This window comes from Paenibacillus beijingensis (assembly GCF_000961095.1).
GTDB lineage: Bacteria > Bacillota > Bacilli > Paenibacillales > Paenibacillaceae > Paenibacillus_O > Paenibacillus_O beijingensis.
The window spans coordinates 1950650-1974139 of the sequence record NZ_CP011058.1 but is presented as its reverse complement, the minus strand read 5'-3'; the positions used below and the strand labels follow the sequence as shown (position 1 = coordinate 1974139).

General features: G+C 53.3%; 17 protein-coding genes. 13 read left to right on the top strand and 4 right to left on the bottom strand.

The features are described from left to right. Positions 1–89 precede the first annotated feature (89 nt). The 8 genes from VN24_RS08790 to VN24_RS08755 all read left to right on the top strand — a co-directional run bounded on the left by VN24_RS08790 (position 90) and on the right by VN24_RS08755 (position 8317). Entirely contained in the window at positions 90–1541 is a 1452-nt protein-coding gene (locus VN24_RS08790; RefSeq protein WP_045670089.1) for a phytoene desaturase family protein, read from the top strand. A 92-nt stretch (positions 1542–1633) separates the two neighbouring features. Next, on the top strand, positions 1634–1924 hold the full coding sequence (locus VN24_RS08785; protein ID WP_045670088.1) for an ArsR/SmtB family transcription factor: 291 nt from the start codon (positions 1634–1636) through the stop codon (positions 1922–1924). A gap of 86 nt (positions 1925–2010) precedes the next feature. After that, positions 2011–3207, top strand: coding sequence for an MFS transporter (locus VN24_RS08780; RefSeq protein ID WP_045670087.1), 1197 nt, complete (start codon positions 2011–2013; stop codon positions 3205–3207). Positions 3208–3571: 364 nt separating this feature from the next. Then, complete coding sequence (locus tag VN24_RS08775; protein ID WP_045670086.1) at positions 3572–4768, top strand: ParM/StbA family protein; 1197 nt, start codon at positions 3572–3574, stop codon at positions 4766–4768. 55 nt (positions 4769–4823) lie between these two features. Further along, complete coding sequence (locus VN24_RS08770; RefSeq protein ID WP_045670085.1) at positions 4824–5270, top strand: hypothetical protein; 447 nt, start codon at positions 4824–4826, stop codon at positions 5268–5270. A 413-nt stretch (positions 5271–5683) separates the two neighbouring features. Beyond that, on the top strand, positions 5684–6112 hold the full coding sequence (locus VN24_RS08765; RefSeq protein ID WP_045670084.1) for a DUF1641 domain-containing protein: 429 nt from the start codon (positions 5684–5686) through the stop codon (positions 6110–6112). 15 nt (positions 6113–6127) lie between these two features. Next, a complete protein-coding gene (locus tag VN24_RS08760) occupies positions 6128–7309 on the top strand; it encodes an NAD(P)/FAD-dependent oxidoreductase (RefSeq protein WP_045670083.1) in 1182 nt (393 codons plus the stop codon). Between the two features lie 156 nt (positions 7310–7465). After that, positions 7466–8317, top strand: coding sequence for an MFS transporter (locus tag VN24_RS08755; protein WP_045670082.1), 852 nt, complete (start codon positions 7466–7468; stop codon positions 8315–8317). A 509-nt stretch (positions 8318–8826) separates the two neighbouring features. Here the strand turns inward: VN24_RS08755 and VN24_RS28125 are convergent. Beyond that, entirely contained in the window at positions 8827–8955 is a 129-nt protein-coding gene (locus tag VN24_RS28125; RefSeq protein ID WP_082083687.1) for a sporulation protein YjcZ, read from the bottom strand. 386 nt (positions 8956–9341) lie between these two features. On the opposite strand from VN24_RS28125, the gene VN24_RS08750 reads away from it, so the two are divergent. Both VN24_RS08750 and VN24_RS08745 read left to right on the top strand, forming a co-directional pair. Continuing rightward, positions 9342–10376 carry a Leu/Phe/Val dehydrogenase gene (locus VN24_RS08750; protein WP_045670081.1) on the top strand — a complete coding sequence of 345 codons (1035 nt, stop codon included), beginning with the start codon at positions 9342–9344 and terminating at the stop codon, positions 10374–10376. Between the two features lie 602 nt (positions 10377–10978). Next, positions 10979–11437, top strand: a complete 459-nt coding sequence (locus tag VN24_RS08745; RefSeq protein ID WP_045670080.1) for a hypothetical protein — start codon at positions 10979–10981, stop codon at positions 11435–11437. 109 nt (positions 11438–11546) lie between these two features. On the opposite strand, the gene VN24_RS08740 is transcribed toward VN24_RS08745, so the two are convergent. Continuing rightward, complete coding sequence (locus VN24_RS08740; protein WP_045670079.1) at positions 11547–13007, bottom strand: NCS1 family nucleobase:cation symporter-1; 1461 nt, start codon at positions 13005–13007, stop codon at positions 11547–11549. A 222-nt stretch (positions 13008–13229) separates the two neighbouring features. Continuing rightward, positions 13230–13916, bottom strand: coding sequence for a GntR family transcriptional regulator (locus tag VN24_RS08735; protein WP_045670078.1), 687 nt, complete (start codon positions 13914–13916; stop codon positions 13230–13232). Between the two features lie 340 nt (positions 13917–14256). Between VN24_RS08735 and VN24_RS08730 the strand changes: the two genes are divergently transcribed. Together VN24_RS08730 and VN24_RS08725 are read left to right on the top strand one after the other, a co-directional pair. After that, positions 14257–16014 carry an ABC transporter ATP-binding protein gene (locus VN24_RS08730; RefSeq protein WP_045670077.1) on the top strand — a complete coding sequence of 586 codons (1758 nt, stop codon included), beginning with the start codon at positions 14257–14259 and terminating at the stop codon, positions 16012–16014. Then, positions 16011–17960, top strand: a complete 1950-nt coding sequence (locus VN24_RS08725; RefSeq protein WP_045670076.1) for an ABC transporter ATP-binding protein — start codon at positions 16011–16013, stop codon at positions 17958–17960. The genes VN24_RS08730 and VN24_RS08725 overlap by 4 nt, the downstream gene beginning before the upstream one ends. A gap of 485 nt (positions 17961–18445) precedes the next feature. Here the strand turns inward: VN24_RS08725 and cls are convergent, their stop codons facing one another. After that, positions 18446–19858, bottom strand: a complete 1413-nt coding sequence (gene cls, locus VN24_RS08720; RefSeq protein ID WP_045670075.1) for a cardiolipin synthase — start codon at positions 19856–19858, stop codon at positions 18446–18448. 117 nt (positions 19859–19975) lie between these two features. Between cls and VN24_RS08715 the strand changes: the two genes are divergently transcribed. Continuing rightward, complete coding sequence (locus VN24_RS08715) at positions 19976–23419, top strand: BadF/BadG/BcrA/BcrD ATPase family protein (RefSeq protein ID WP_045670074.1); 3444 nt, start codon at positions 19976–19978, stop codon at positions 23417–23419. Positions 23420–23490: the final 71 nt, after the last annotated feature.

Sequence of the window (23490 nt, the reverse complement as noted above, 5' to 3'; positions counted from 1 at the left end):
TGAAACAGATGAAACAGTAAATGGAATACATAGAGCGGGGGACGATAAGCCATGCATACGAATGCAGTCGGCCCGAACGGTGCGCAGCGATGAAGATTACAATCGTTGGTGCCGGTGTGGGCGGTTTGGTAACGGCGCTTTTGCTGAGAAGGCAAGGGCATGAAGTGACCCTATACGAGAAGGAATCTCAGGTCGGCGGCTGTATCGCCCGTGAAAGCAACGGGGAATTTAGCATTGACCAAGGACCGACGATCGTGCTGCTGCCGCACCTGCTGCGGGAGATTTTGCGGCAGGCCGGCATTCCGGACGAGGCGGTGGAACTGCTTCCATGCGATCCGCTCTACGACATATACGAATCCGACGGAACCAAATGGACCAAATGGCGGGATCCCGATAAGCAGGCGACCGAGATCGAAAGGTGCTATCGCGGCGGCGGATCGGACTTCCGACGGTATATGGCCGATATGGAACGGATTTTCGATTACGGGTACGAAGCTTTTTTATCCCGCACGTTTGTGAAGAAGAGAGCTTTCCTCACGCTCCGTAATTTGGCCTTTCTGGCTCGTTCACGCGCTTACCGCGCACTTAAACCGTTTACAGCCTCTTATTTCCGCGACCCCCGCCTGCAGGACGCTTATTCGCTGCAGTCTCTATATATTGGCGGCGCCCCCCGCAAAGCTCCCGCTCTGTACGGACTCATTCCATACAGCGAGCACCGGCACGGCATCTGGTATATCAAAGGCGGGTTCCGCCACCTCGCCGATGTGCTGGAACAAGCGTGCCGCGACAGCGGCGTTACAATCCGATGTTCCGCTCCCGTCACCGCCATTCATGTGGAGAAGGGAGTTTGCAAAGGGGTTACGGTCGCAGGCGAAGCCGCTTTATGCGATGCAGTCGTCTTTAACGGCGATTATCCGATGCTGGACGGTATTTTGCAAGGATGGCGCGGCCGCAAAAAGAAAAAGTTCCGTCCGTCGTCGGGCACTCTGCTCATCTACCTGGGGGTGGACAAGCGGTGGGAAGGCGTGGGCGCTCATCAGTTCTTTTTCCCCGAATCGATGGATTATCATATGGCGGATCTGTTCCAGATGGGCCGTTTATCCGTTGATCCGACATTTTACGTGTTCAATCCGGCTGCGATTGACAGCGCAGCGGCGCCTGAAGGCAAAAGCGTGCTGTATGTGCGGGTGCCCGTACCGGCGTCGGAGGAGATCGACTGGGATATGGCGGGCGAAGCGGTCGTCAGCCGGGTGCTGGACAAAGCCGAGCGCATCCTGTTTCCCGGGCTGAAGCAGGCGATCCGGTGGCAGAAGGTGCGGACGCCGCGCGATGCGGCGCGGCAAGGGCAGTACCTGGGAGGAAGCTTCGGCATCGCGCCTATTTTGACGCAGATCGGTGCATTCCGGCCGCAGGTCAAGCCGCTTGGCGTGGAAAGGCTGTACGCGGTAGGAGCGTCGGTTCATCCCGGCGGCGGCGTGCCGATTGTAATGCAGGGGGCGCGTTTGCTGAGCGAAACGATTTGCAAAGAGCTTGGATCCTGATCAGAGCTTTAAGGAGCGTCGGGACATCCCGCTGCTAACGAGCCGGCATCAGGCGGTTTACAGCTGCGGAGAACTCATAGTACAATAGTTGTATGACTACTAACAGTGTGCTCGATATGGAGCAAAGAGTGAAAATTTTTAAAGCGCTGGCGGATCCGACCCGACTGGAAATCGTCCGGACGCTGCATTCCAATGCGAAGGAAATGAATTGCGGAGAAGTAGGCCATCTTTGCGAAGCTTCGAAATCGAACACTTCCTATCATTTTCGTACATTAAGGGAGGCCCGGTTAATCAATGTACGCAAGGAAGCGCAAACGAAATATATGAGCATTAACAAAGAGACCTTTCATCAATATTTGCCCGGATTTCTCGATACGCTGTGAAGTCCGGATTTTTTTGATCTTTAGTTCAATAGTTATTGAATTACAAAACTATAAACTAAAATCTAAGAAGAGGAGTGTTACACGCAATGAATAAAAGGCTCGCTTTATTTTTTCTGATTATGTTTGTCGTCGGCACCGACACGTTTTTGATTTCCCCGCTTATTCCAACGCTGCAGAAGCAGTTTCACATTTCAACGGAGCTTTCCGGCTGGATGATGGGCGCATACGCACTCGGCTATGCCCTGTTTGCGCTTATTGCCGGACCGCTTTCCGACGGATGGGACCGAAAAAAAGTGATGATCGCCGGCATGGTCTGCTTTTCGGCCGCCACCATATTGTGCGGCTTTGCGACCAGCTTTTGGACGATGTTTCTGTTTCGCTTTTTGGCGGGCGTCAGCGCGGCGTTCGCTTCTCCCCAAGTGTGGGCCGCCATTCCGGCGCTGTTTCCTCCGAATAAAATCGCGAAGGCGTTCGGCATAACAACGGCCGGGCTTGCCGTCTCGCAGGCGCTCGGCGTACCGATCGGCAGCTGGCTGGCGGTCACGAACTGGTCCTATCCGTTCTTTGTGATTGGAGCCGGCTCGCTCTTGCTGGCGCTGCTGATCGCTTTTATCGTGCCCGAATTGAAACCGGCCCAAGACGCGGGTGCGCCATCTTCCTTGTTCGGAAGATACGTGCCGTTAATAAAGAGCGGAACCGCTCGCGGGGCTTTTCTCGCTTATTTTTTATTTCAGTTCGGCAATTTTGCCGCTTTCACGTTTATCGGGAAGTGGCTGACAGACCGGTTCGGCATCTCGGTCGGCGCAGTGGGCGGCGTGATCGTATTTTTGGGGCTCGGCAATTTGGTCGGCAGTTTTGGGAGCGCAGCAATAATCAACAAATTCAACCGTTTCAATACGATGGCCGGTGCCATTCTGCTGCTGATCGTATGTTTTCTCGTCCTGCCCCATCTTCCTGCGCTTGCGGCCGTCGCAGCCGTTTACTTGATCATTTTTGCCGTTCTCGGCACGATCTTTCCGCTCATGATGGGGATGCTGATCTCCTTGAATCCGGCCGTTCGGGGCACGATTTCCAGTCTCGCGAATTCCGTCATGTACGGCGCGACGACCGCAGGAGCCTGGGTGGCGGGCCTCTTGTATGCGTTGTTTAACGGGTTCGCGGCCGTTGGCCTGATGACGGCGGTTAGTATGGGAGCTTCGCTGCTTGTCTTTATGGCCAGCGGGGTGCTTGCCGTGCAAGGCGCACCGAAAGAAGCCGCAAAGCTGAACAACAATAAGGCGTAGCCGTAACAATGCTTTCTACATGTTCCGAACCGGAGACGGGATCATTTTCCAGCCCAAATGGGGAAGATTTTCTTTGGCAGAGGCAGGAAATAGAGAGAACCGCGCGAAATCATATAGAGTAACACGATTGTCAATCGATCCGTTTCCCGCCTACGATAAGCGTCATGATGCGGCCGCAGTACATATTAGACCCGGTTAAGGCCGTCTTCGCCAACGAATGCAGCATGGGAAGCAGAGAAGCCGATTGGCCATTTTGTGTCTGCCGCTTGAAGTATTCCGAAGTAATACCAATTTTAACCGTTGGTGCTGCCTGGTGTTACTGAATGAACCGATGCCAAGTTAACCAAAAGGGAGGAACATGTTTATGTCGTATCATTTTCTGATAGGGAACGATAATGGAAACAGCGAGCACGATATCATCGTGGATGGAAAGCTGATCCGTCAGCCCAATGTATACTGCCAGGTGGACAAGCTGCCGTGGAGCGAGGATTTGTCTCCGGAGAGCTTCATCCGCAACCTTCATGAGCAGCTGATCGTAACGATCGATTCGCCCTCGGCGAAGCCGGGTATGTATTATATCGGCAAGTTCGCGCTGGTGAGCGGCGAGCTGCTGGACAATATGCAGATCGGCATCGATCAGAAGAGTGAATTGGACCTGCCGATCGTCAACACGCTGGCGCAAATCGCGGCGGTTGCGGTGCAAAAGTCGTATGAGGAAAACAAGCAAATTCCGGAGAAAGTCGAAGTTCGGGCGGATATGGCCACGTGCTTGCCGGTGACGCAGCATACCGATGAGTCGGCGGCCAAATTCGAGTCCAAATTCACGGCCGGCACGCATCATGTGACGGTTCACCTGAACAAAACCCGCGTTGCGGTCAACATCGTCTTCGAATATGTGAAAGTCATCCCGGAAGCGACGCCGGTCACGTTCGCCCTGCAAAAAAACTCCGAAGGGCATTGGCGCGAAGGGGATATTTTCGCCGAATTCGTCGAAACGTACGGGCTCGAAAAAGATTTTACCGGCGCTTATTTCAAGGATAAGCGCATTCTGCATACCGATATCGGCGACGGATCGACCGAATATCCGATCACGGAAGGGAACAAGTTCCTGCGCCAGTTCGTGCACGGCAGCCATCACGGCGCAGGCTATGCGATCGAAGAAGCGCTGGACGATTTTAACCGGATCATCCATCTGCCGGACAGCCCGCGCCAGTTTTACAGCGACGTCATCAAAAACCCGGGCCACAAATACCACGGACGCGCCATTAAGACGCTGAACCGCCCGCTGGAGGGCCAAGCCCGGCATATCGTGCAGAACATCCGCAAGCAGCTGACGAAGGCGCGCAACGAAATCGACATCATTTGCGTCTACGGCGGCGGCAGTATTCTGATGCGCACGCAGCTCTACCCAATGCTGAAGGAGCTGTGCGACGAGCGCGAAATCAAGCTTCTGTACATTCCGGCCGAATATGCGGTCACGATGAATGCGGAAGGGCTGGACGCTTTCGTCCACGGCAAAATTTTCGAAAAGCTGAAGAGCAAAAACATGCAAGCCGTGTAAGGACGGGCGGCCGAAATAACGGCGCCCTCGCGCCGTCCGATCGGGGTGAAACGAAATGAAACGAAACAAGCAGCCGGGCGAGAACATCAGCCTGAAGACGAAGAAGAATGAAGCGCCTGAGGTGATGGACTGGATTAACAGCCAGTCCAATCTGATGGACTCGATCCGGTATTTGATTGAAAATGAAGTGCGTCAGTTCGGCGTGCGCAACCTGCAGCAGTTGATTCCGGCCGACCGGAGCGGGCTTGCGGCGGGCGCTGTGCTGGCCCCGCTGGAGACGGCGGCAGCCGCGCAGCCTGCGGCAGCAGCTGCACTGCAGATTGCCGCACAGGAGGAAGCGGCCGCCCGGACGGTTGCCGGTGAGACGGAAGAAGCCGTTCAGCCGGCTGTCGCCCGGTCGGAAGCAGCGATAGAGACGGCTCCGCCGGCGGCGCCGGAAGAATCGCGCAAGCCGCTTCCGGAAGACGATATTGATGAAGAAGATATCGAAAGCTGGATATAATAACAATGAGCGGAAGAGGATGAAGCCTTGTGGCGGAGCCCGCTTCCGCTTGCTTCTGTATTCTTTTGCACAAAAAAGTCGATTTTCCGACATTTTTGTTTTGCAGTTCTCGGCGACAAGTTGTAAAATGGTCGATAGAAGGTTCCGTGCCGTGCCTGGCCGTAATTCGTACCGGGTAATCGTTACTGAAGACATCCCTCCTGTCGCATTTGGTCGTTATAAATGAGATCAAGCGGAGTTACGGGTATACAAACTTGTTCTTCCGTTTATGTGAAATTTGTAACAATCCTTTGCCGACAAGGAATGATGCCCTCTACCCTACCGCGTGAAGATCATTTGCAAATGATTGAACGGCGGTCAAGTTTTCAGGGGGCGGAACAGATTATCCCAGAGCAAAGGAGGAAGTTTTTACTATGTCTAACAATCAACAAACGGCTACTTCCGTGGCTACCGAAACTCCGGCTGTACAGAAGGATATTCTCGATCAACTGATGAAACCGGAAGTTCAGCAGTCGCTGACGGTGCTGGTCGATAACCTGCCGAAGCTTGCTGAAATGGTGACGCTGCTCACCAACTCTTACGACGTTGCGAAATCCCTGGCGACGGACAAAGTTTTGATCAACGATTTTGCGGGTGGTATCGGCGAAGTCGTCAAGCCGCTGGTAGAAAAAACGAAAGGCGTCGCGCAAGCGGCGATTGAAGCGGGCGACAAGGCTCAAACGGAAACGAACACCATCGGTCTGTTCGGACTGCTCAAACTTCTGAAAGACCCGAATGTACAAAAATCGTTGCGCTTTACGCAGGCTTTCCTGGAAGCGCTCGGCGAAAAGCAAAATAAGTAGAACGGAGGAATAGTCATGGCGAAGCAAATTCTGATTCTGGGCGGCGGCTACGGCGGTCTTCTGACTGCGCTGACGGCCCGCCAACATTTGTCGGCACAAGATGCGACGATTACGGTCGTCAACCGTTACCAATCGCACCAAATTATTACCGAGCTGCACCGTTTGGCTGTCGGCAATTTGTCCGAGAAGGCTGTAGCGCTCCCTTTGGACAAGCTGCTGAAAGGCAAAGATATCGATCTGAAAATCGGAACGGTTCAAGAAATCTCGCCGGATTCGAAGCAAGTGAAGCTGGCAAGCGGCACGACGCTGACGTACGACGCGCTTGTCATCGCACTGGGCAGCGAAACAGCTTTCTTCGGCATCCCGGGCCTGCAGGAGTACAGCTTTACCCTCAAATCCGTGGACGATGCGAACAAAATCCGCGCGCATGTTGAAGAGTCGGTCGTCAAATATGCGAAGTCCAAAAACAAAGCGGACGCCACGTTTGTCGTGGGCGGCGGCGGTCTGACCGGCATCGAGCTCGTCGGCGAATTTGCCGACATGCTTCCGGGTCTGTGCCGTAAATACGGCGTCGATTTCGAAGACATTTCCATCTACTGTGTCGAAGCGGCTCCAAGCATTCTGGCGGGCTTCCCGGCGGAGCTCGTTGAGCGCGCCCAATCGTCCCTGGAAAAACGCGGCGTTCAGTTCAAAACGGGACTGCCGATTACCGAAATGAACGGTGCAACCGTATCGCTCAAGGACGGAAGCACGATCGAAACGAATACGCTCGTTTGGACCGGCGGCGTTCAAGGTAACTCCGTTGTTGCAAACTGCGGCATCGAAGTGAACCGCGGCCGCGCGACCGTTACCGACGTGCTGCAGTCAACCTCGCATAGCGACGTGTTCATTGCCGGCGACAGCGCCGTTGTTATGAATGAGGAAGCCGGACGTCCGTTCCCGCCGACGGCACAGCTCGCTTGGCAAATGGGCGAGACGATCGGTTACAATCTGTTCGCGTACTTCAACGGCACGAAGCTGGAAGAGTTTACGCCGGTATTCTCCGGTACGCTCGGCAGCCTCGGCCGCAAAGACGCAATCGGCATGATCGGCGGCAACCAAACCCGCCTGAAAGGTCTGCCGGCTACGCTGATGAAAGAAGCGAGCAACATGCGTTATCTTTCGCACATTAACGGTCTGTTCGCGCTGGCTTATTAAGAAGCGCGCAGCACCAAAGCCTGTCAGGGCGCTCCGGAACATTCCGAGGCCGCTCCGGCAGGCTTTTTTGATGCCGCGGAGGTGAAAGTGTTTGCATAAATTAAACCTATATAAATCACCCAAAACCAATTATAGTTTGGTTTCGGATGATTTTTTTTGCATTTAGTAACTAAATTCATTTTTTCCCAGCTTGGCTCGACCATCGGCACGATGGTGTTTGCGTTCTATTTGCTGGACCGGTTCTCGGGCCAGCCCGGTTATGCTTCGATGGCCGAGATGGTTTATTCCGCTCCCACATTGCTCGTCTTCCTCATTTTGTTTCTGCGCAGCGCTGTGGCCAAGTTTTTCGCACCGGCGGAAAGCGCCCTGATACAGGGTGTATTGAGCAAAGAGCAGTATGTGCAGGCATCGGGAATTAATCAAATGCTGTTCGGCGTATTTACGCTGTTCGGAACCAGTCTTGGCGCATTAACCTATACGGCGGTCGGTATTACGGGGGCGGTGGGCATCGACGGCTGCGGCTTTGCGGTCCTCCCTCTTTTTACAATGAAATATAAGCTTGCGGAGGGCCATTACGAGACTTATGTGTCGCTGTTTACTCTCTTTCTTGGCATCGGCTTTCTGCTCGGCAGCGTAATCGGGTCCGCGCTTGTACAGCGGTTTAAGTTCCACAATGTCATTATGTACGGCATGCTGCTGTGCGGCTTGTTGACCGCTTTGCTCGGAATCGTAAATCATGCATGGCTGTATTTGGCTGTTGTGCTGCTTGCCGGTATTATTATGGCACCGGTCAATATGGCGCTCGGCGGCTGGCTGCCGCAGCTGGTGGAGTCGTCCAAAATGGGACGCGTCAGCGCCTGGATCGATCCTGTCATGATGTTTTACCAGACGCTTATGCTCGGCATGATCACGCTCTTCTTCCCCTCCATATTGTCGCTTGGCATGATTTACAGCTTTCTGGCCGCTATTCAGATGAGGCGGCAGCTGCATATCGCCGCGCTGCGATGAAAGACAATTGCTTCAGTCGATTCATAAAGCAATTTATCGATCTCGATTTGTCGAATTAAGGTTAATTTCGTGCAAAAAACAGATTAATCTGATGACGGAAACAGTGCGGGCTTTGGGACGATTTGTTAAAATATAGCGGTAAAATGACGGCTAATAGCCTAAAATGACGGATCAGCTCTGGAACTGCCTGCTATTATTTGTCGGAAACAGAGGCGATTTTTGTGGATTTAATAGAGACAAAAAATCAAGATGTGCATGAAAGGCGGAGCAAAGGCCAGTTTACATGACGGTTCTTTGTTTTTTGTCTGTTTAATAGGCGCAGATAAGGAGAATAAGCTTGAATAGAGCGATTGATTCGAATAGAATTTGCATATTTGTAACGAATCTGCGTTTGTGAGCGGGAGCCTCACCCTTCCAAGGAGCGCTGGAAGGGTGAGGCTCTTTTCCGATCCGTTATTTCGGATTTGCAATCTCTCAAGTGCTATATGAAAAATCTTTCGTTTGCGTTCTTAACAGAACAGGAACGCTTTGGTAATGATAACCAGCAGGATAAACAGAACCAAAATGGCTCCAATGCTTGTAAAACCGCCATAACAAGGTGTTCCGCAACCCGTGCCGGCTCCGCCAACGTATGACATGTTTCATTGCCCCTTTCGTTTGGTATGCCATATCATACGGGGAGGGAGACGGCAATGTTTGGGCGCATGCCGCAAATGTGCGAATGCCCCCGGTAAGTGGATACGCCGATTGGTCGTGTCCGCACCGTCGGCAGCGAGGCAGATCAGCCCCAGAACTCCTGCTCGATAAAGACTGCGCGCTGGAAAGGGAACCGTACGCAATCGTCTGCAATCGGAAACAAGACGCTCCAGGCCTCTGACCGGGAGTGACAGGTGCACCCTGCCTCCGGCATAGACGGCTGCCCGGCAGAAACATATGCCCCTTGCCTGCGGCATATAATATAGTCTGTGCTTGTGCCGCCGCTGCTTACGATCTGCGGCTGACAGCAGGCTAAGGAGGGGAAGGCATGAATATTTTCCGGGAAATAATTGATCTCGGATTTGAGCAAGTCGTCTTTTGCCATGACAGAGAAAGCGGTCTGAAAGCGGTGGTAGCCATTCACAGCACGAAAGCCGGCCCGGCGCTGGGAGGCTGCCGGATGCGGGCTTACATGTCGGAAGACGAAATGATCGCCGATGCGCTGCGGCTTGCCCGGGGCATGACTTATAAAGCAGCGGTATACGGATTGAAGTACGGCGGGGGCAAAGCAGTTATTTGGGGCAGCCCCGCAACCGATAAAAATCCGGATAAATTTCATGCGCTGGGACGTTTTATCGAAGGACTAAACGGACGCTATATCACCGGACTGGATATGGGAACGACCGTGAGCGATATGGATGTGATCCGGCTGGAAACCCGTCATGTAACGGATACGAGCGGGTCGATCATGGCTAAAGGTGATTTTACGGCGGAGATGACCGCTTACGGGGTGTATCTTGGCATTAAAGCAGCCGTTAAACATCGGCTTGGATGCGACGGAGTCGGCGGGTTAACGGTCGCCGTGCAGGGGCTCGGCAAAGTGGGCTGGCGGCTGTGCAGTTACTTGCACGAAGCGGGGGCCAAGCTGTTTATTTCCGATCTGAACAAAGAAGCTGCGGCGGCAGCGGTTCGCATATTCGGAGCGCAGCAGGTGCCGCCGGACCGTATATGGATGCAAGCTTGCGATGTATTTGCTCCGTGCGCGCTTGGGGGCATTTTGAATGATCGGACCATTCCGAAGCTGTGCTGCGCGGTCGTGGCCGGCGCCGCCAACAATCAGCTTGGCCTGGAGCGTCATGCCGACCTGCTGCAGGAAAGAAATATTTTGTACGTCCCGGATTATGTCATTAATGCCGGCGGGATCATCATAACGGCGGGAGAACTCGATGGCGGAAAGGAAGAGGAATTGCGAAGCAGCGTGGAGGCCGTCCAGCCGATGCTGCTGAACTTATTCCGCATGGCGAAGGACGAAGGCATCACCGCGCTGACGGCGGCCAACCGGCTTGCTGAACAAGCGCTGTAATGGCAAACTGGCGGGAGGGACAAAAATGTCTCATGATTCGACACAAATCACTTTGCTGCACTCTATCAGCGTAGTAAAGAATAATGGTTATGGTTATTTTTCATAGATTCGTCCAAACAAGTCACACCGCGTTCAGCTGTAGGGCGGACAACATGATCATAAATTATAAGCGCTTATGAGCTTGTCTGACCGCAGTTGCTGCAAATTTGTACAAGCTGGTATACTCAAAGGCTGTGCTGCCGACCTAACTATTGCGGTAACTGGAACTGATCGCAGATGAATATGTGGATTGTGCTGGGGATTCCCACGGAGATTTTCATCCGAAATCCAGGCAAACCGCTTCATAGGCTGATGTTCATCATTTTTCTCGGTGACTACGCACAGAACATACTGCCTCCGGAGTTAGCGCAGACAGTGTTCATCTTTTTTAAATACCCGATTTAAAGGTAAATAGAATATACTGGATCTAGAGGAAGGGACTCACAATTCCAAGCATATCAAACGATAAACCAAAGAGAAGAAAAAAAGAAGTTGCTGTTAAGAAGTAATAGGAACGATAGCTCAATTGTGTTCTACTGTAATTAACGAGAGGAGTGGTGAAAATGAATCGTATCATCGGAACTCTTTTGTTGTGTCTTTTTCTTGTACTTAGCGGGTGTAAAGCGAATAGCAATGTTTATTCAGGTATGGAGAAAAATGATATTGAAGGCTTAGCAAAAGCAGAAAATATAGAATTTATCTATGAAAATAAGGGGCATTCCGATCATTGGGCAGCAACTTATATCGTATACAAATTCAAAAATGATGAAAATCACACTACGAAATTGTTTTTAAAGTATATTGGCAAGCAATCAAAACCGACGGGTGATTTAAGATATGCTTACGATACAGAAGGTGGAGGAGATGGAAGTGGTACTTTGTCTAGTCCAGCTTCACAAGATGAGATTTATCATTTGGGAAATTCTGGAGGTAATGGCGCATTGGCTGACAAAAACTCTGTGGTTAAGATGCAGGTTCAATGGAATGGAAATACAGAAGCAATTGAATTGAAAAATATCTAGCTCTGCGATGATCCCGTTTCGAATGCCGATATCAAAGAGTTTCGCGCCGTCCTCCAGGACGACGCTCCCCCTTTATATAACCAAATCGCAGCCTTCCAATCCGTTCGCCTTAACCCGCCTTTCCACTGAAGACGGCTTTGCTGTCCTCTGTCACTTCCGCTGCCGGCGGATGCAATTTCATGAGGGCCGTGTAAATAACAAAGGCCGCGATAACTCCGACAAACCAGGAAATATCATATAAAAATTTGACTTCCGGCACGAATTGTCCAATCAACGAGATGAATGCCCCGATGATCGTCGCCACAAAAGCGCGGTAGTTATATCCTTTGTAGTAGGAATAAATACCATTCATTTTATACAGGTCTTCGACGACCAGGGTGCGTTTGCGGATGATGAAATAATCGGCAAACATAACCCCGGCTACCGGTCCGAGCGCTCCGCCGATCGTTCCCAGGAAAGCGAAAATGCTGCTCGCCTGCTCCATCAGCTTCCACGGTACGGTCAGTAATGCCAGGATTGCGGAAATATAGGCCCCGCGTTTAAAGGTGATCCATTTCGGGAACAGATTCGCCAAGTCGTAGGCCGGCGAAACAATGTTGGCCGCCACGTTGACCGAAATCGTCGCCACACAAAGCGTAATGACGGAAATGGCAATGACAAACGGATGATCAAAATGCTGCAAAACTTCGACCACATCCCAGATCGGCTCGCCAAACGCCACCTGGGATCCGGAAGTAACGGTAATGCTGGCGAATGCGAACAGCGCAAACGTTCCCGGCAAGCCCCAAAATTGCCCTTTAACCTGTTCTTTCTGCGATTTTGCAAAACGGGTAAAATCGGGAATATTCAAAATCAAGGTCGCCCAAATGCCGATAATGCCGGTGACCGCTCCCGTGAAAACCCAGAAAATGTCGCCGGATGCAATTTTGCTCGATTGGGCATAGATCGGTCCTAGACCTCCGGCGATGTCGATCGCCCACCAAACCATGCCGCCAAAGATCAGATAAACGAGCGGCCCTGCCCAAACTTCAAACTTCTTGATCGATTCCATGCCATGATGCAGCACCAGAATGTTCAAAACCCAAAACAGCAGGAATGAAATCAGTCCGGGCAAATGAAGACCGAGTAAGTTCCAATCTCCTCCAAGCGTTCCCCAGCCGTCCCACAAATTCATCAGCAAGATGTTCAGCGCCGTGCTGCCGGCAAACGTCTGAATGCCGAACCACATAATCGCGACGAAACCGCGCAGGAGCGCAGGAGCGTTTGCGCCGACGACGCCGAAAGAAGAACGGATAAAGACCGGAAACGGAATGCCGTATTTTGCTCCCGCGTGACCGTTCAAGGCAAGCGCGACATACAAAATGAGCGATGCAATCAGAATTACCGCCAGCACCTGCCAAGGAGACATCCCGATCGCAATCAATCCGCCTACCGTCGCATAAGTCGGGATGTTATGAATGCACCCCATCCAGATCGAAGCGAAGTTCATCGCTTTCCAGTTTCGTTCTTGCGGTTTGACAGGAGCTAAATCTTCATTGGTCAGAGATATAGCATGATTTGTCGACTCCATTTTAAATACTCCACCCCTCATAATAAACTAACATTTCTTGTAAAGAAAACTTCCTTGAATAGCCTTAGTATAAAGAATAAGCATTTCTTTTTCATTTATAAAATGTAACAAAAATAAATTTAAACATCTTACACGATGAACAAAAAACAGTTTTTCCTCTAGACAAACCAACATTGCATAATATGTGAAGCACTAGATTGTATACAATCTAGGATAAAAAAATCAGCTCCTTTCATATTCGACTCGGGATTTGAAAATGTCGGATAAGTTCATCGGATTGGCATGCTCGTCGTCAAAATCCAGATCGGTTTCAATCTGCTTCAGATGCTCAACGATTAGCTGCTCGGCCAGATGCTCGTCCCCCTGCTTAATGGCCAGTAAAATTTGTTCATGATCATGACAGAACGACGTCTGTCTCTTGCCGTAGAAAGCGATAATAACATACGTCAGAGAAACGAGTTCCTCCAAAAAGCGGTAATAATAGAAGTTTCCGGCCATTTCGGCGATTTTCAAGTGGAAGTCGCCCGTGATGCGCAATGATCCGAACATATCCCCTTGAATGTGAATCTTGTGCTCTTCTTCCAGCAACTGCTTCAGCTGTTGAAACTGCTCGTCCGTCAGGCGGTGGCACAGCTTGCGGATCGCGGAAGCCTCAAGCACCCGGCGCATCTCGAATACTTCCTTCGCTTCCTCAACCGTCGGGCACGAAACGAACGTTCCTTTGTAAGGAATGACCTTGACCAATTTTTCAAGCGCCAGTCTGCGCAGCACATTGCGGACCGGCGTGCGGCTGACTCCAAACGATTCGGCAATAACGTCTTCAACCAGCTGCATATTGGGGCGAAGCTTCTGCTCAATGATCGCCTGCTTGATTTCTCTATAAATTTCGGCTTCGTTTGCTTGTGACATCGCGATGTTCCTTCTCTCTTTTGCGTTCGATTCATTCGCATATTGTGACCTGATAAGTTGCGCACGCCCGGCTTAATGACACAACCTTTGAAAAGTTCATCACATTGTATACAACCTTGTTTTAAGGGTAATACACATTCCCTTCGGATGTCAATAAAGCTGACAAAAATATTTTTAGATTTATAGAATAGAGGCTCGTGAGAAATTAAATAACATCCTGTCGAATTGAATCATTCCTACATGCCTTTGGAATTTCGGGCAACACGATTTCTGATAACTCCGTTGACCGCAGCTTTTGCTTTCAGATAAAGTACAAAGTATGAGGAGGTAGAAAAAGGAAATGGAACCAAAACGGAAGCGAAACTCGTTCCGCCAATACGGCGACATTTTGGGCCGCTACTTGCTGCCGCAGCGCGGTTCGCTGATCACGCTTGCCATACTCCTGTTCGTCCTGATCGGGCTGCAGCTTGTCAATCCGCAAATCATCCGGTTTTTTATCGATCATGCGCAATCTGAAGGCGCTCTGGAGCCGCTCTATTACGCGGCTGGAATATTTATCGGCTTTTCGCTGCTGCAGCAGGCGGTATCGGTCGCAGCGGCTTACGTCGGCGAAAATTTGGGTTGGACCGTTACGAACCGGCTGCGCGGGGAGCTGGCGGAGCACTGTTTGAAGCTCGACATGAGCTTTCATAAGACGCAGACATCCGGCTCCATTATCGAACGGGTGGATGGCGACGTAAACAATCTGGCGAACTTTTTTTCCGGCTTCCTGCTCAATATGGCGGGCAATCTGCTGCTGATGCTCGGAATCCTCATCCTGTTGTTCCGGGAAAATGTGCTCGTCGGCGCGGCGATGACGCTGTTTGTTGTGTTTGCCATGTTCATCATCCAGTACATACGCCGGTTCAGCGTGCCCGTATGGGGGCGGTGGCGCCAGTCGAACGCCGAATTTTACGGCTTTATCGGCGAACATCTGGAAGGGACGGAAGATACGCGGGCGAACGGCGCGGCCGGTTATGTGATGGAACGCTTCTACGGCTTCTTGCGTCGCATGCTGCCGATCCGCATCAAAGCTTTTCTCGGCTTCGGATCGATCTGGATCACAACCATCATCGTCTTTGCGCTGGGCAATGCGGCGGCGTTCGCCATTACCGCCTACCTGTGGAAAAAAGGTTCGCTCACGATGGGCACCATCTATCTGATCTTCTATTATACCGAACTGCTCGCGCAGCCGATCGAAAAAATCCGCACGCAGCTGGAAGATTTCCAGAAGGCGGACGCCAGCTTAACCCGTATCCGCGAGCTGTTTGCGGTACAATCGGCGATAAAGGACGGTCCGGGCGCACCGATCCCGGAAGGCCCGGCCTCGGTGGAGTTTGAAGGGATGACCTTCGGCTACGATGACAAGCCGATCGTTCAAGACTTAAGCTACCGGCTGGAAGCGGGACAGACGCTGGGTCTGCTCGGCAGGACCGGCAGCGGCAAAACGACGCTGGCGAGGCTGCTGCTCCGCTTTTACGATCCGCAGCAGGGGGGCATCCGCATCGGCGGCGTCAATATCCGCGACTGCAAGCTGCACGAGCTGCGCAGCAAAGTGGCGCTGGTGACGCAGAACATCGAAATTCTCGAAGGAACCGTGCGCGACAATTTGACGCTGTATGGGGAAGGGATTTCCGATCGAAGCATCCTTAAAGTGCTGAACGATTTGGGGCTTTCCGGCTGGTACGCTTCGCTGCCGGAAGGGCTGGACACGATCCTCGCCTCCGGGGGCGGCAGCCTCTCTGCCGGAGAAGCGCAGCTGCTTGCATTTGCGCGCGTATTTTTGACCGATCCCGCTCTTGTCATCCTGGATGAAGCTTCCTCCCGCCTGGATCCGCTGACCGAACAGCGGATTGAAGAGGCGATCGGCAAGCTGTTGAAGGGCCGCACCTGCATTATGATCGCCCACCGGCTGGCGACGGTGCAGCGGGCGGACCGCATTTTAATATTGGAAGACGGCCGGGTGGCGGAAGAGGGCGGGCGCGAGGAACTGGCGCGCAATCCCGAATCGCGATTCAGCCGGATGCTCAGCGTCGGGCTGGAGGAGGTGATGGCATGAGTACGTTTTCGTTTATGAAGCGGCTCATTATGTACCGGCCGGGGCTGTATGCGGCGAATATGCTGGCCTGGACATTGATTCATATGGCGCCGCTTGTGCCCGGACTCGTGACGAAAGCTTTTTTCGACCAGCTGGAAGGCAGCGCTCCGGTAAAATACGGCACGTGGAGCATTATCGCGCTGCTTGTCGGCGCCGCGCTCGGCCGGGTCATGCTGATCGTAGTCGGCTTTATGACGGACGTTCATGCTCGGTTTCGGATCAGCATGCTGCTGCGGCGCAATATGCTGGAGCATGTGCTGAAGGAGCCCGGAGCGCGGGCGATTCCGTGTTCGCCGGGGGAGGCGATCAGCCAGTTCCGCGACGATGTGGACCAGACCGAAGAAGCGGTTAGCTGGTCGGTCGACGTGCTCGGCATGCTCGGGTTTGCGGCGGCGGCAAGCTATATTTTAATCCGGATCGACGCGCAGATGACGCTGCTCGTGTTCGTGCCGCTGATCGTTGTCGTCGCTTCGGCGCAAATCGCGACGGCGCGGCTGCAGAAATACCGGGCGGCTAGCCGCGAATCGACGGCTAAAGTAACGGGCGCGATCAGCGAAATGTTCGCGAACGTGACGGCGATTCAGGTTGCGGGAGCGGAGAAGCGGGTCATCGAGCGGTTCAAGCGGCTGAACGAAGAGCGCCGCCGCACGATGGTGAAGGACAGGCTGATGGGCGAAGCGCTCACCTCGGTATTCACCAACTCCGTCAATCTGGGCACCGGTCTCATTCTGCTGCTGGCCGGCTACAAAATGCGCGGCGGCTCGTTCACCGTCGGCGACTTGTCGCTGTTCGTCTATTATTTAACGTTTGTGACGCAGCTTATCTCCAATGTCGGCAAATTTATGACCTATTACAAGCAAATGACGGTCGGTTTCTCGCGCTTGACCGCCATGCTGCAGGGCGCGCCGGCATCGGTGCTGACCGGGCCGAAACCGCTGCATTTGCGCGGCCGCGCATCCGGCAAGCCCGGTGCTGCCGGCGCTTCGGTTGAGCCGGGCGGAGCGGAGGAGGCCGCAGCCGCAGGCGCCATTGCCGGACAAGCGGCGCTGGCCCCGGCTGCCCCGTCCGCCGGATCGGGCACAGCCCGTATAGGCGGCGCAGCCTCAAGGGCTGGCGCAACCCATACGCCGGAAGCGGCGATTGCCGCCGCTCCGGAGCGGCGATTGCAAAAATTGGAGGCGCGCGGTCTGACGTATCTCTATCCCGAAACGGGACGCGGCATTCGGGATGTTAATCTCAGTTTGCCGCGCGGGAGCTTTACCGTCATCACCGGCATGATCGGCTCCGGCAAAACGACGCTGGTACGGACGCTGCTCGGCCTGCTGCCCGCAAGCCGCGGCGAAATCCGCTGGAATGGCCGTATCATCAACGACCCGGCCGATTTTTTCATCCCGCCGCACAGCGCCTATACGGCTCAAATCCCGAGATTGTACAGCGACAAGCTGCGAGATAACATCCTGCTCGGGTACCCCGAGCTCGGAGGGAACTTGGACCGGGCGATCTATTCGGCCGTTATGGAAGACGACATCCAGCGCCTGGAGCATGGACTCGACACCGTGATCGGTCCGCGCGGCGTGAAGCTGTCCGGAGGGCAGGCGCAGCGCACGGCTGCCGCCCGCATGCTCGTGCGCGAAGCGGAGCTGTACGTGTTTGACGATCTTTCCAGCGCGCTCGATGTCGAGACGGAGCGCAAGCTTTGGGAGCGAATGTTCGCGGAACGCGGAAGCGCGACGTGCCTCGTCGTCTCTCACCGTAAGGCGGCGCTGGCGCACGCCGACCGGATTATCGTCATGAAGGACGGAGCCGTCGAAGCGGAAGGAACGGCGGCGCAGCTGCTGGCCGCAAGCGACAGCTTCCGCCGGTTATGGTACGGGGACGAAGGCGAAAGAGAGAGCGTCGAGCGTTAACGTCGCAGCCGCCTGGCCGGCTGGCTCAGGAGCGTTAAGGCGCAAAGTTATGACGGCGCCAAAGGTGATGCTTGTCCCGTCCAGCTTGTCCCGTCGGTAGCGGGCCTTGAAAATCCGTTCGAACGTCTTTATCTCTCTGCACGAAGGGGTCATTTTTGAAAAAAGATGCAATCGTACATCTTTTTTCTTTGTAATTTCTCAATTACGTTAGAATTCCTGCAAAAATGCTGTTTTTGCCGGCCAAATCTCATGTTTAGGCAATAAAAGCCCGGAATTCCTGCACAATCGCAGGAATTCCTCTCGACAACCGATTTCGACCGATAATACCTGCAGATTTGCAGGTTTAGCGAGGAAGGACCTCCGATTATGCTGAAACCAGTGGAACGGGAGGTCCTTTTGCGTCCTATGTGAGACTGGCTCATTCATGTGGTCACTTATAGGAGCGTTCCCTCATTGGCCAATTTCGAGCCCCACTTTGCACCGCTCTAGAACAGCGGCGAGAGCAAGCGGGCAAACACTTCTTTCAGCTTTTGAATCGTGGACCGCTTTTTGAATTCCGGCAGCGTAAGTTCATTGCTCACGCTAAGATCCCGGTAAAAATCTTGCAGCAGGCGGTCAACGACCTTCCCGTCAAAAAAGACCGCATTGAGTTCAAATTGCCCGCAAAAGCTGCGCATATCCATATTTGCGCTGCCGGAGCATGCCAAATTGTCGGAAATGATCACTTTGGCATGGATAAACCCTTTTTGATAGCAATAAAACTTGACTCCCAGCTGCAGCAATTCCTGGACATAGGACAAAGAAGCGTTGTAAACAAGCTTTTTATCCGGAACGCCCGGAATAATGATCCGTACGTCGATTCCGCTGATGACGGCTGTTTTGAGAGCCAGCAAGATGCCGGGGTCAGGGACGAAATAAGGCGTCTCGATATAGATCCGCTTTTTTGCCGACACAATCAGGGAGAACATAAGCTCCAGTATCGTCTCGTCGGGACCGCTTTTTACGATTTGCACCCATTCTTTCCCATAACTTTCTTGGTCAGGATAATAAACCGAATCGGTGATCAGTTGATCTTTGACCAAATACCAATCCGTGAAAAAAGTATATTGAACCCACAGCACCGCATCCCCTGTAAGGCGAAAATGAGTATCCCGCCAGTAGCCTAGTTCCGGGTCCTTGCCCAAGTATTCGTCCCCGATGTTCAAGCCGCCGAAATAAGCGGTTTTCCCGTCCACAACGACAATTTTTCGGTGATTGCGGTAGTTGAGCCGTTTGTCGAAAAAGGTGGCCAGCGGAGGGAAAAAACATCCCGTTTCCACGCCGGCTTGCCGGAGCCGTTTCAAAAAGGCCTTTCCCAACAGCCGGCTGCCGATCCCGTCATATAAAAGCCGCACTTGAATCCCTTCCTGCGCTTTCCGGATCAACAGCCGCTCAAACCGGGTGCCGAGCTGATCGTCGCGGATAATATAAAACTCAATATGGATATGGTGCTCGGCCGCGGCAATCGATTCCAGCATCGCTTCAAAGGCCTGCTTCCCTTCAGTATAGACCGTCGTTTCATTACAAGCCGTAATGGGTAGCGACGGTATATTTTTGAGCGAGGCATGCAGGTTGAATTCCGGCGGCCAATCCCCGCGCATATGTTTCGTTACCCGATGTTTGCTCCGATGAATGAGTTCGTTCTTGAATTGTTCCCACTGCTTGTTTTTTTTCCGCTGGAGAGTGCGATAGCAAGAATATTCTTTGGCTACAAAATAATACGGGAGAAACCCGAGCAGCGGAAACATGAACATGATGATCACCCATGCGATCGCTTTGTTCGACCGGCGATACTCCACAACGATGATGGATGCAATTTGAACGATAAACAACAAGAGGGCTAAAGTGATCCAGAGCAACGGTTCCGTCTAACCTCCTTGCCAAAGGGATTGCGGCTACTTAAATGTTCTTTGTATAGAAGGATGAATTTATACACAGGATACATATGATGATTTTCTGGAAAAAGGAGCAGATGGATGGGAACGAATTCGCAGCGGTCTGAAGCGTTAATTATCGGCATTGACGTCGGTTCGACGACGGTCAAAGCAACGGTTGTGGATCCGGCAACCAATGAGATTTTGTGGTCGGATTATCAGCGCCACCACACGAAACAGGCGGAGAATGTGCTGGAATTTCTGGTTACGATCGGAAATGAATTTCCGCTCGTCAAGCAGGAAAACATTCGCGTCTTTATGACCGGGTCCGGCAGCGGACCGATTGTGGAGCATATCGGGGCGAAATTCGTGCAGGAAGTGAACGCCGTAACGATGGCCGTCGAGCATCTTCATCCCGACGTAGGGAGCGTCATCGAGCTTGGCGGCCAAGATGCCAAAATTATCATCTTCAAGGTGAACGAGGAAACCGGGAATAAGCAGGCGCTGACGTCCATGAACGACAAATGCGCATCCGGAACCGGCGCCACGATCGACAAGTGCATGATTAAAGTGGGATTGCCGATGGAGGAAGTCGGCAAGCTGCACTTCGACGATTCGAAATTGCACCATGTGGCCGCCAAATGCGGCGTGTTTGCCGAAACGGATATCGTCAATCTGGTCAAAAGCGGCATCCCTTCCGCCGAAATCATGTGTTCCCTGGCGGACGCGATCGTCATGCAGAACCTTTCCGTGCTGACCCGAGGAAATACGCTGCGGCACCGCGTTTTGCTGCTCGGTGGGCCCAATACCTACCTTCCGTTCCTGCAGGAATGTTGGCGGCTCCGCATTCCGCAAACTTGGCGGGACAGAGGATACGACTATCCCGGGGACATGCCGATCGACGAGCTCATTTTCGTACCCGACAATGCCCAGTACTACGCCGCCTTCGGAGCCGTCATGTACGGCATGCATGAACCGGCCGGCGTGGGCAATTTCAAAGGTTTGGAAGGGCTCAAGCAATTTATCCTGCACGGGCGGAAAGCGAAGCTGGGCGAAAACGCCGGCCCGCCGCTGGTCAGCAGCGAAACGGAGCTGGAACAATTCCGCCGGACATACAGCATTCCCCGCTTTAAGCCGGCGACCTTCGCACCCGGACAGCAGGTAAGGGCGGTGATCGGCCTCGACGGCGGTTCCACTTCGTCCAAAGCCGTTCTCGTCGACGAAAGCGGAGAGATTTTGCTGAAGGAATACCAGCTTTCCAAGGGCAATCCGCTCGAGGATACGAGGGAAATGCTGAAACGGATTCGCGATACGGTGAGAGAGCAGGGAGCCGAGCTTACGATCATCGGTTTCGGCGCCACCGGATATGCGGCGGACGTCTTGGAAAAAACATTAAAGGCCGACGTTAATATTGTCGAGACCGTTGCCCATATGATGAGCGCCGTTAACCAATTCGGAGATATCGACGTCATATGCGATATCGGCGGCCAGGATATTAAAGTGCTCTTTCTGAAAAACGGCGATTTTCGCGATTTCAGGCTGTCCAATCAATGCTCGGCCGGCAACGGGATGCTGCTGCAGGCCATGGCGGATCAGTTTGGCATCCCGATTCAAGAGTACGCGGATACCGCGTTCTCGGCAGACCTTAGTCCAAAATATTCCTATGGGTGCGCCGTATTTCTCGATGCGGATCGGGTGAATTTCCAGAAGGAAGGGTATTCCAAAGAGGAGCTGCTGGCCGGCCTTGCACTCGTCCTGCCGAAAAACGTATGGCAGTATGTCGTGCAAATCCCCCGCATGGCGGAACTCGGCCGCAAATTCGTGCTGCAGGGAGGCACGCAGTACAACTTGGCCGCCGTTAAGGCACAGGTTGATTACATTAAACAGCGGGTACCAGACGCGGAAGTATATGTTCACCCCCACCCGGGCGAGGCCGGAGCGATCGGGGCGGCGATGGAAACGCTGCGCGTCGTAAAGCGGCGGGGATATTCCACGTTTTTAGGTTTGGATGCGGCGATTTTTCTAAGCTATGTGTCGCGAAACGACGAATCCACCCGCTGCAACTTTTGTCCCAACAACTGCAGCCGGACCTTTATCGATTCCAAGACGCCGGACGGACAAACCGCCCGTTATATCTCCGGTTTCAGCTGCGAGAAGGGGACCGTTGAAGACGAGGCGGCTGTCGTTAAGCTGACGAAGGAACGTCAGGATTTGAAGAAGCATTACCCGAACCTGGTGGAATACGAAGCCCGCCGGATGTTCCAGCATTTTTACGATCCGGAGCCTATGCCCGAATCCGATACTCACGTCCATGACATTCAGCTGCAGCGCAGCTGGATCGGACTGCGGAAAACGTCGTATCGGCGGAATTTCGAGCGTTCCGCCGCTGAAGCGGCAGAAAGGCGGAAACGGATCCGGATCGGAATTCCGAAGGTGCTGAACATTTGGTCGACGGCGCCGTTTTGGCGGACCTATTTCGAGACGCTTGGCATCGAGCAGAAAAATATCGTGTTCAGCGACAATACGAGCGAGGAGATGTGGCAGCAAGGCGGCAAATACGGGTCGATCGATCCTTGCTACCCGTCGAAGGTCGCGCAGGCCCATGTGCACAACTTGCTGTTCAAGCATCACGAGAAAAAATCGCTCGACTATATTTTCTTTCCGTGTATCACGCACATCCCGACCCATCTGCACAACGTCATGGATTCGGCCAGCTGTCCGATCGTGGCCGGCGCTCCGAATGTGATCAAGGCCGCGTTTACGAAAGAAGTCAACTTCTTTGAGACGAAAGGGGTTGTTTATCTCGATCCGGCGGTCACCTTTACGGAACCGAACCTGCTGAAAAAGCAGCTGTTTGAGGCATTCGGGGGCGAGCTGGCGATCACGGAGGACGAGAGCGATTTTGCCGCCGATCAGGCCTGGAAGGCGATGGAGCTGTTCGATACGGAGATGCAGGAGAAGGGCCGGGCGATTCTGGAGCAGGTGGAGCAGGACAACCGGCTCGCCATTCTGCTGATCGGACGCCCTTACCATTCCGATCCGGGCCTCAATCACAGCGTGCTGGAGGAGTTTCAGGTGCTTGGCTATCCCGTCTTGTCCATGCGCTCCATCCCCAAAGACGAAGATTGGCTGCGCCGCTTCTTCCAGGCCGACCTGCAGAGCGGGCGGGTGGACTATGCGCTCGAAGTGACCGACGTATGGCCCGAAAACTTCAGCTCCAACAGCGTGCAGAAGGTGTGGGCGGCCAAATTTGCCGCGCGGCATCCGAATGTGGCCGTCCTGGACCTGTCCAGCTTCAAATGCGGGCATGATGCCCCCACCTACGGGTTGATCGATTCGATCATCTCCACCGCGGGCACGCCGTATTCGGCTTTGCACGATATCGATGCGAACAAACCGAGCGGCTCGATCAAAATACGGGTCAAGACGTATGCCCACAGCCTGGGGCTTCATGAAGAACGGCTGCACGATTTGGCCCAGAAAAAGGCGGAATTGCAGCAGCTTCTCGAGCAGAAGCGTTCCGAGCTCTTGAAAAAAACGATCTAGAGATAACCCCACAAAGTGACGTAGAGCTTCGAAGCGTATTCCGATTACTTTGCAGGCAGCCCCAAAACCTA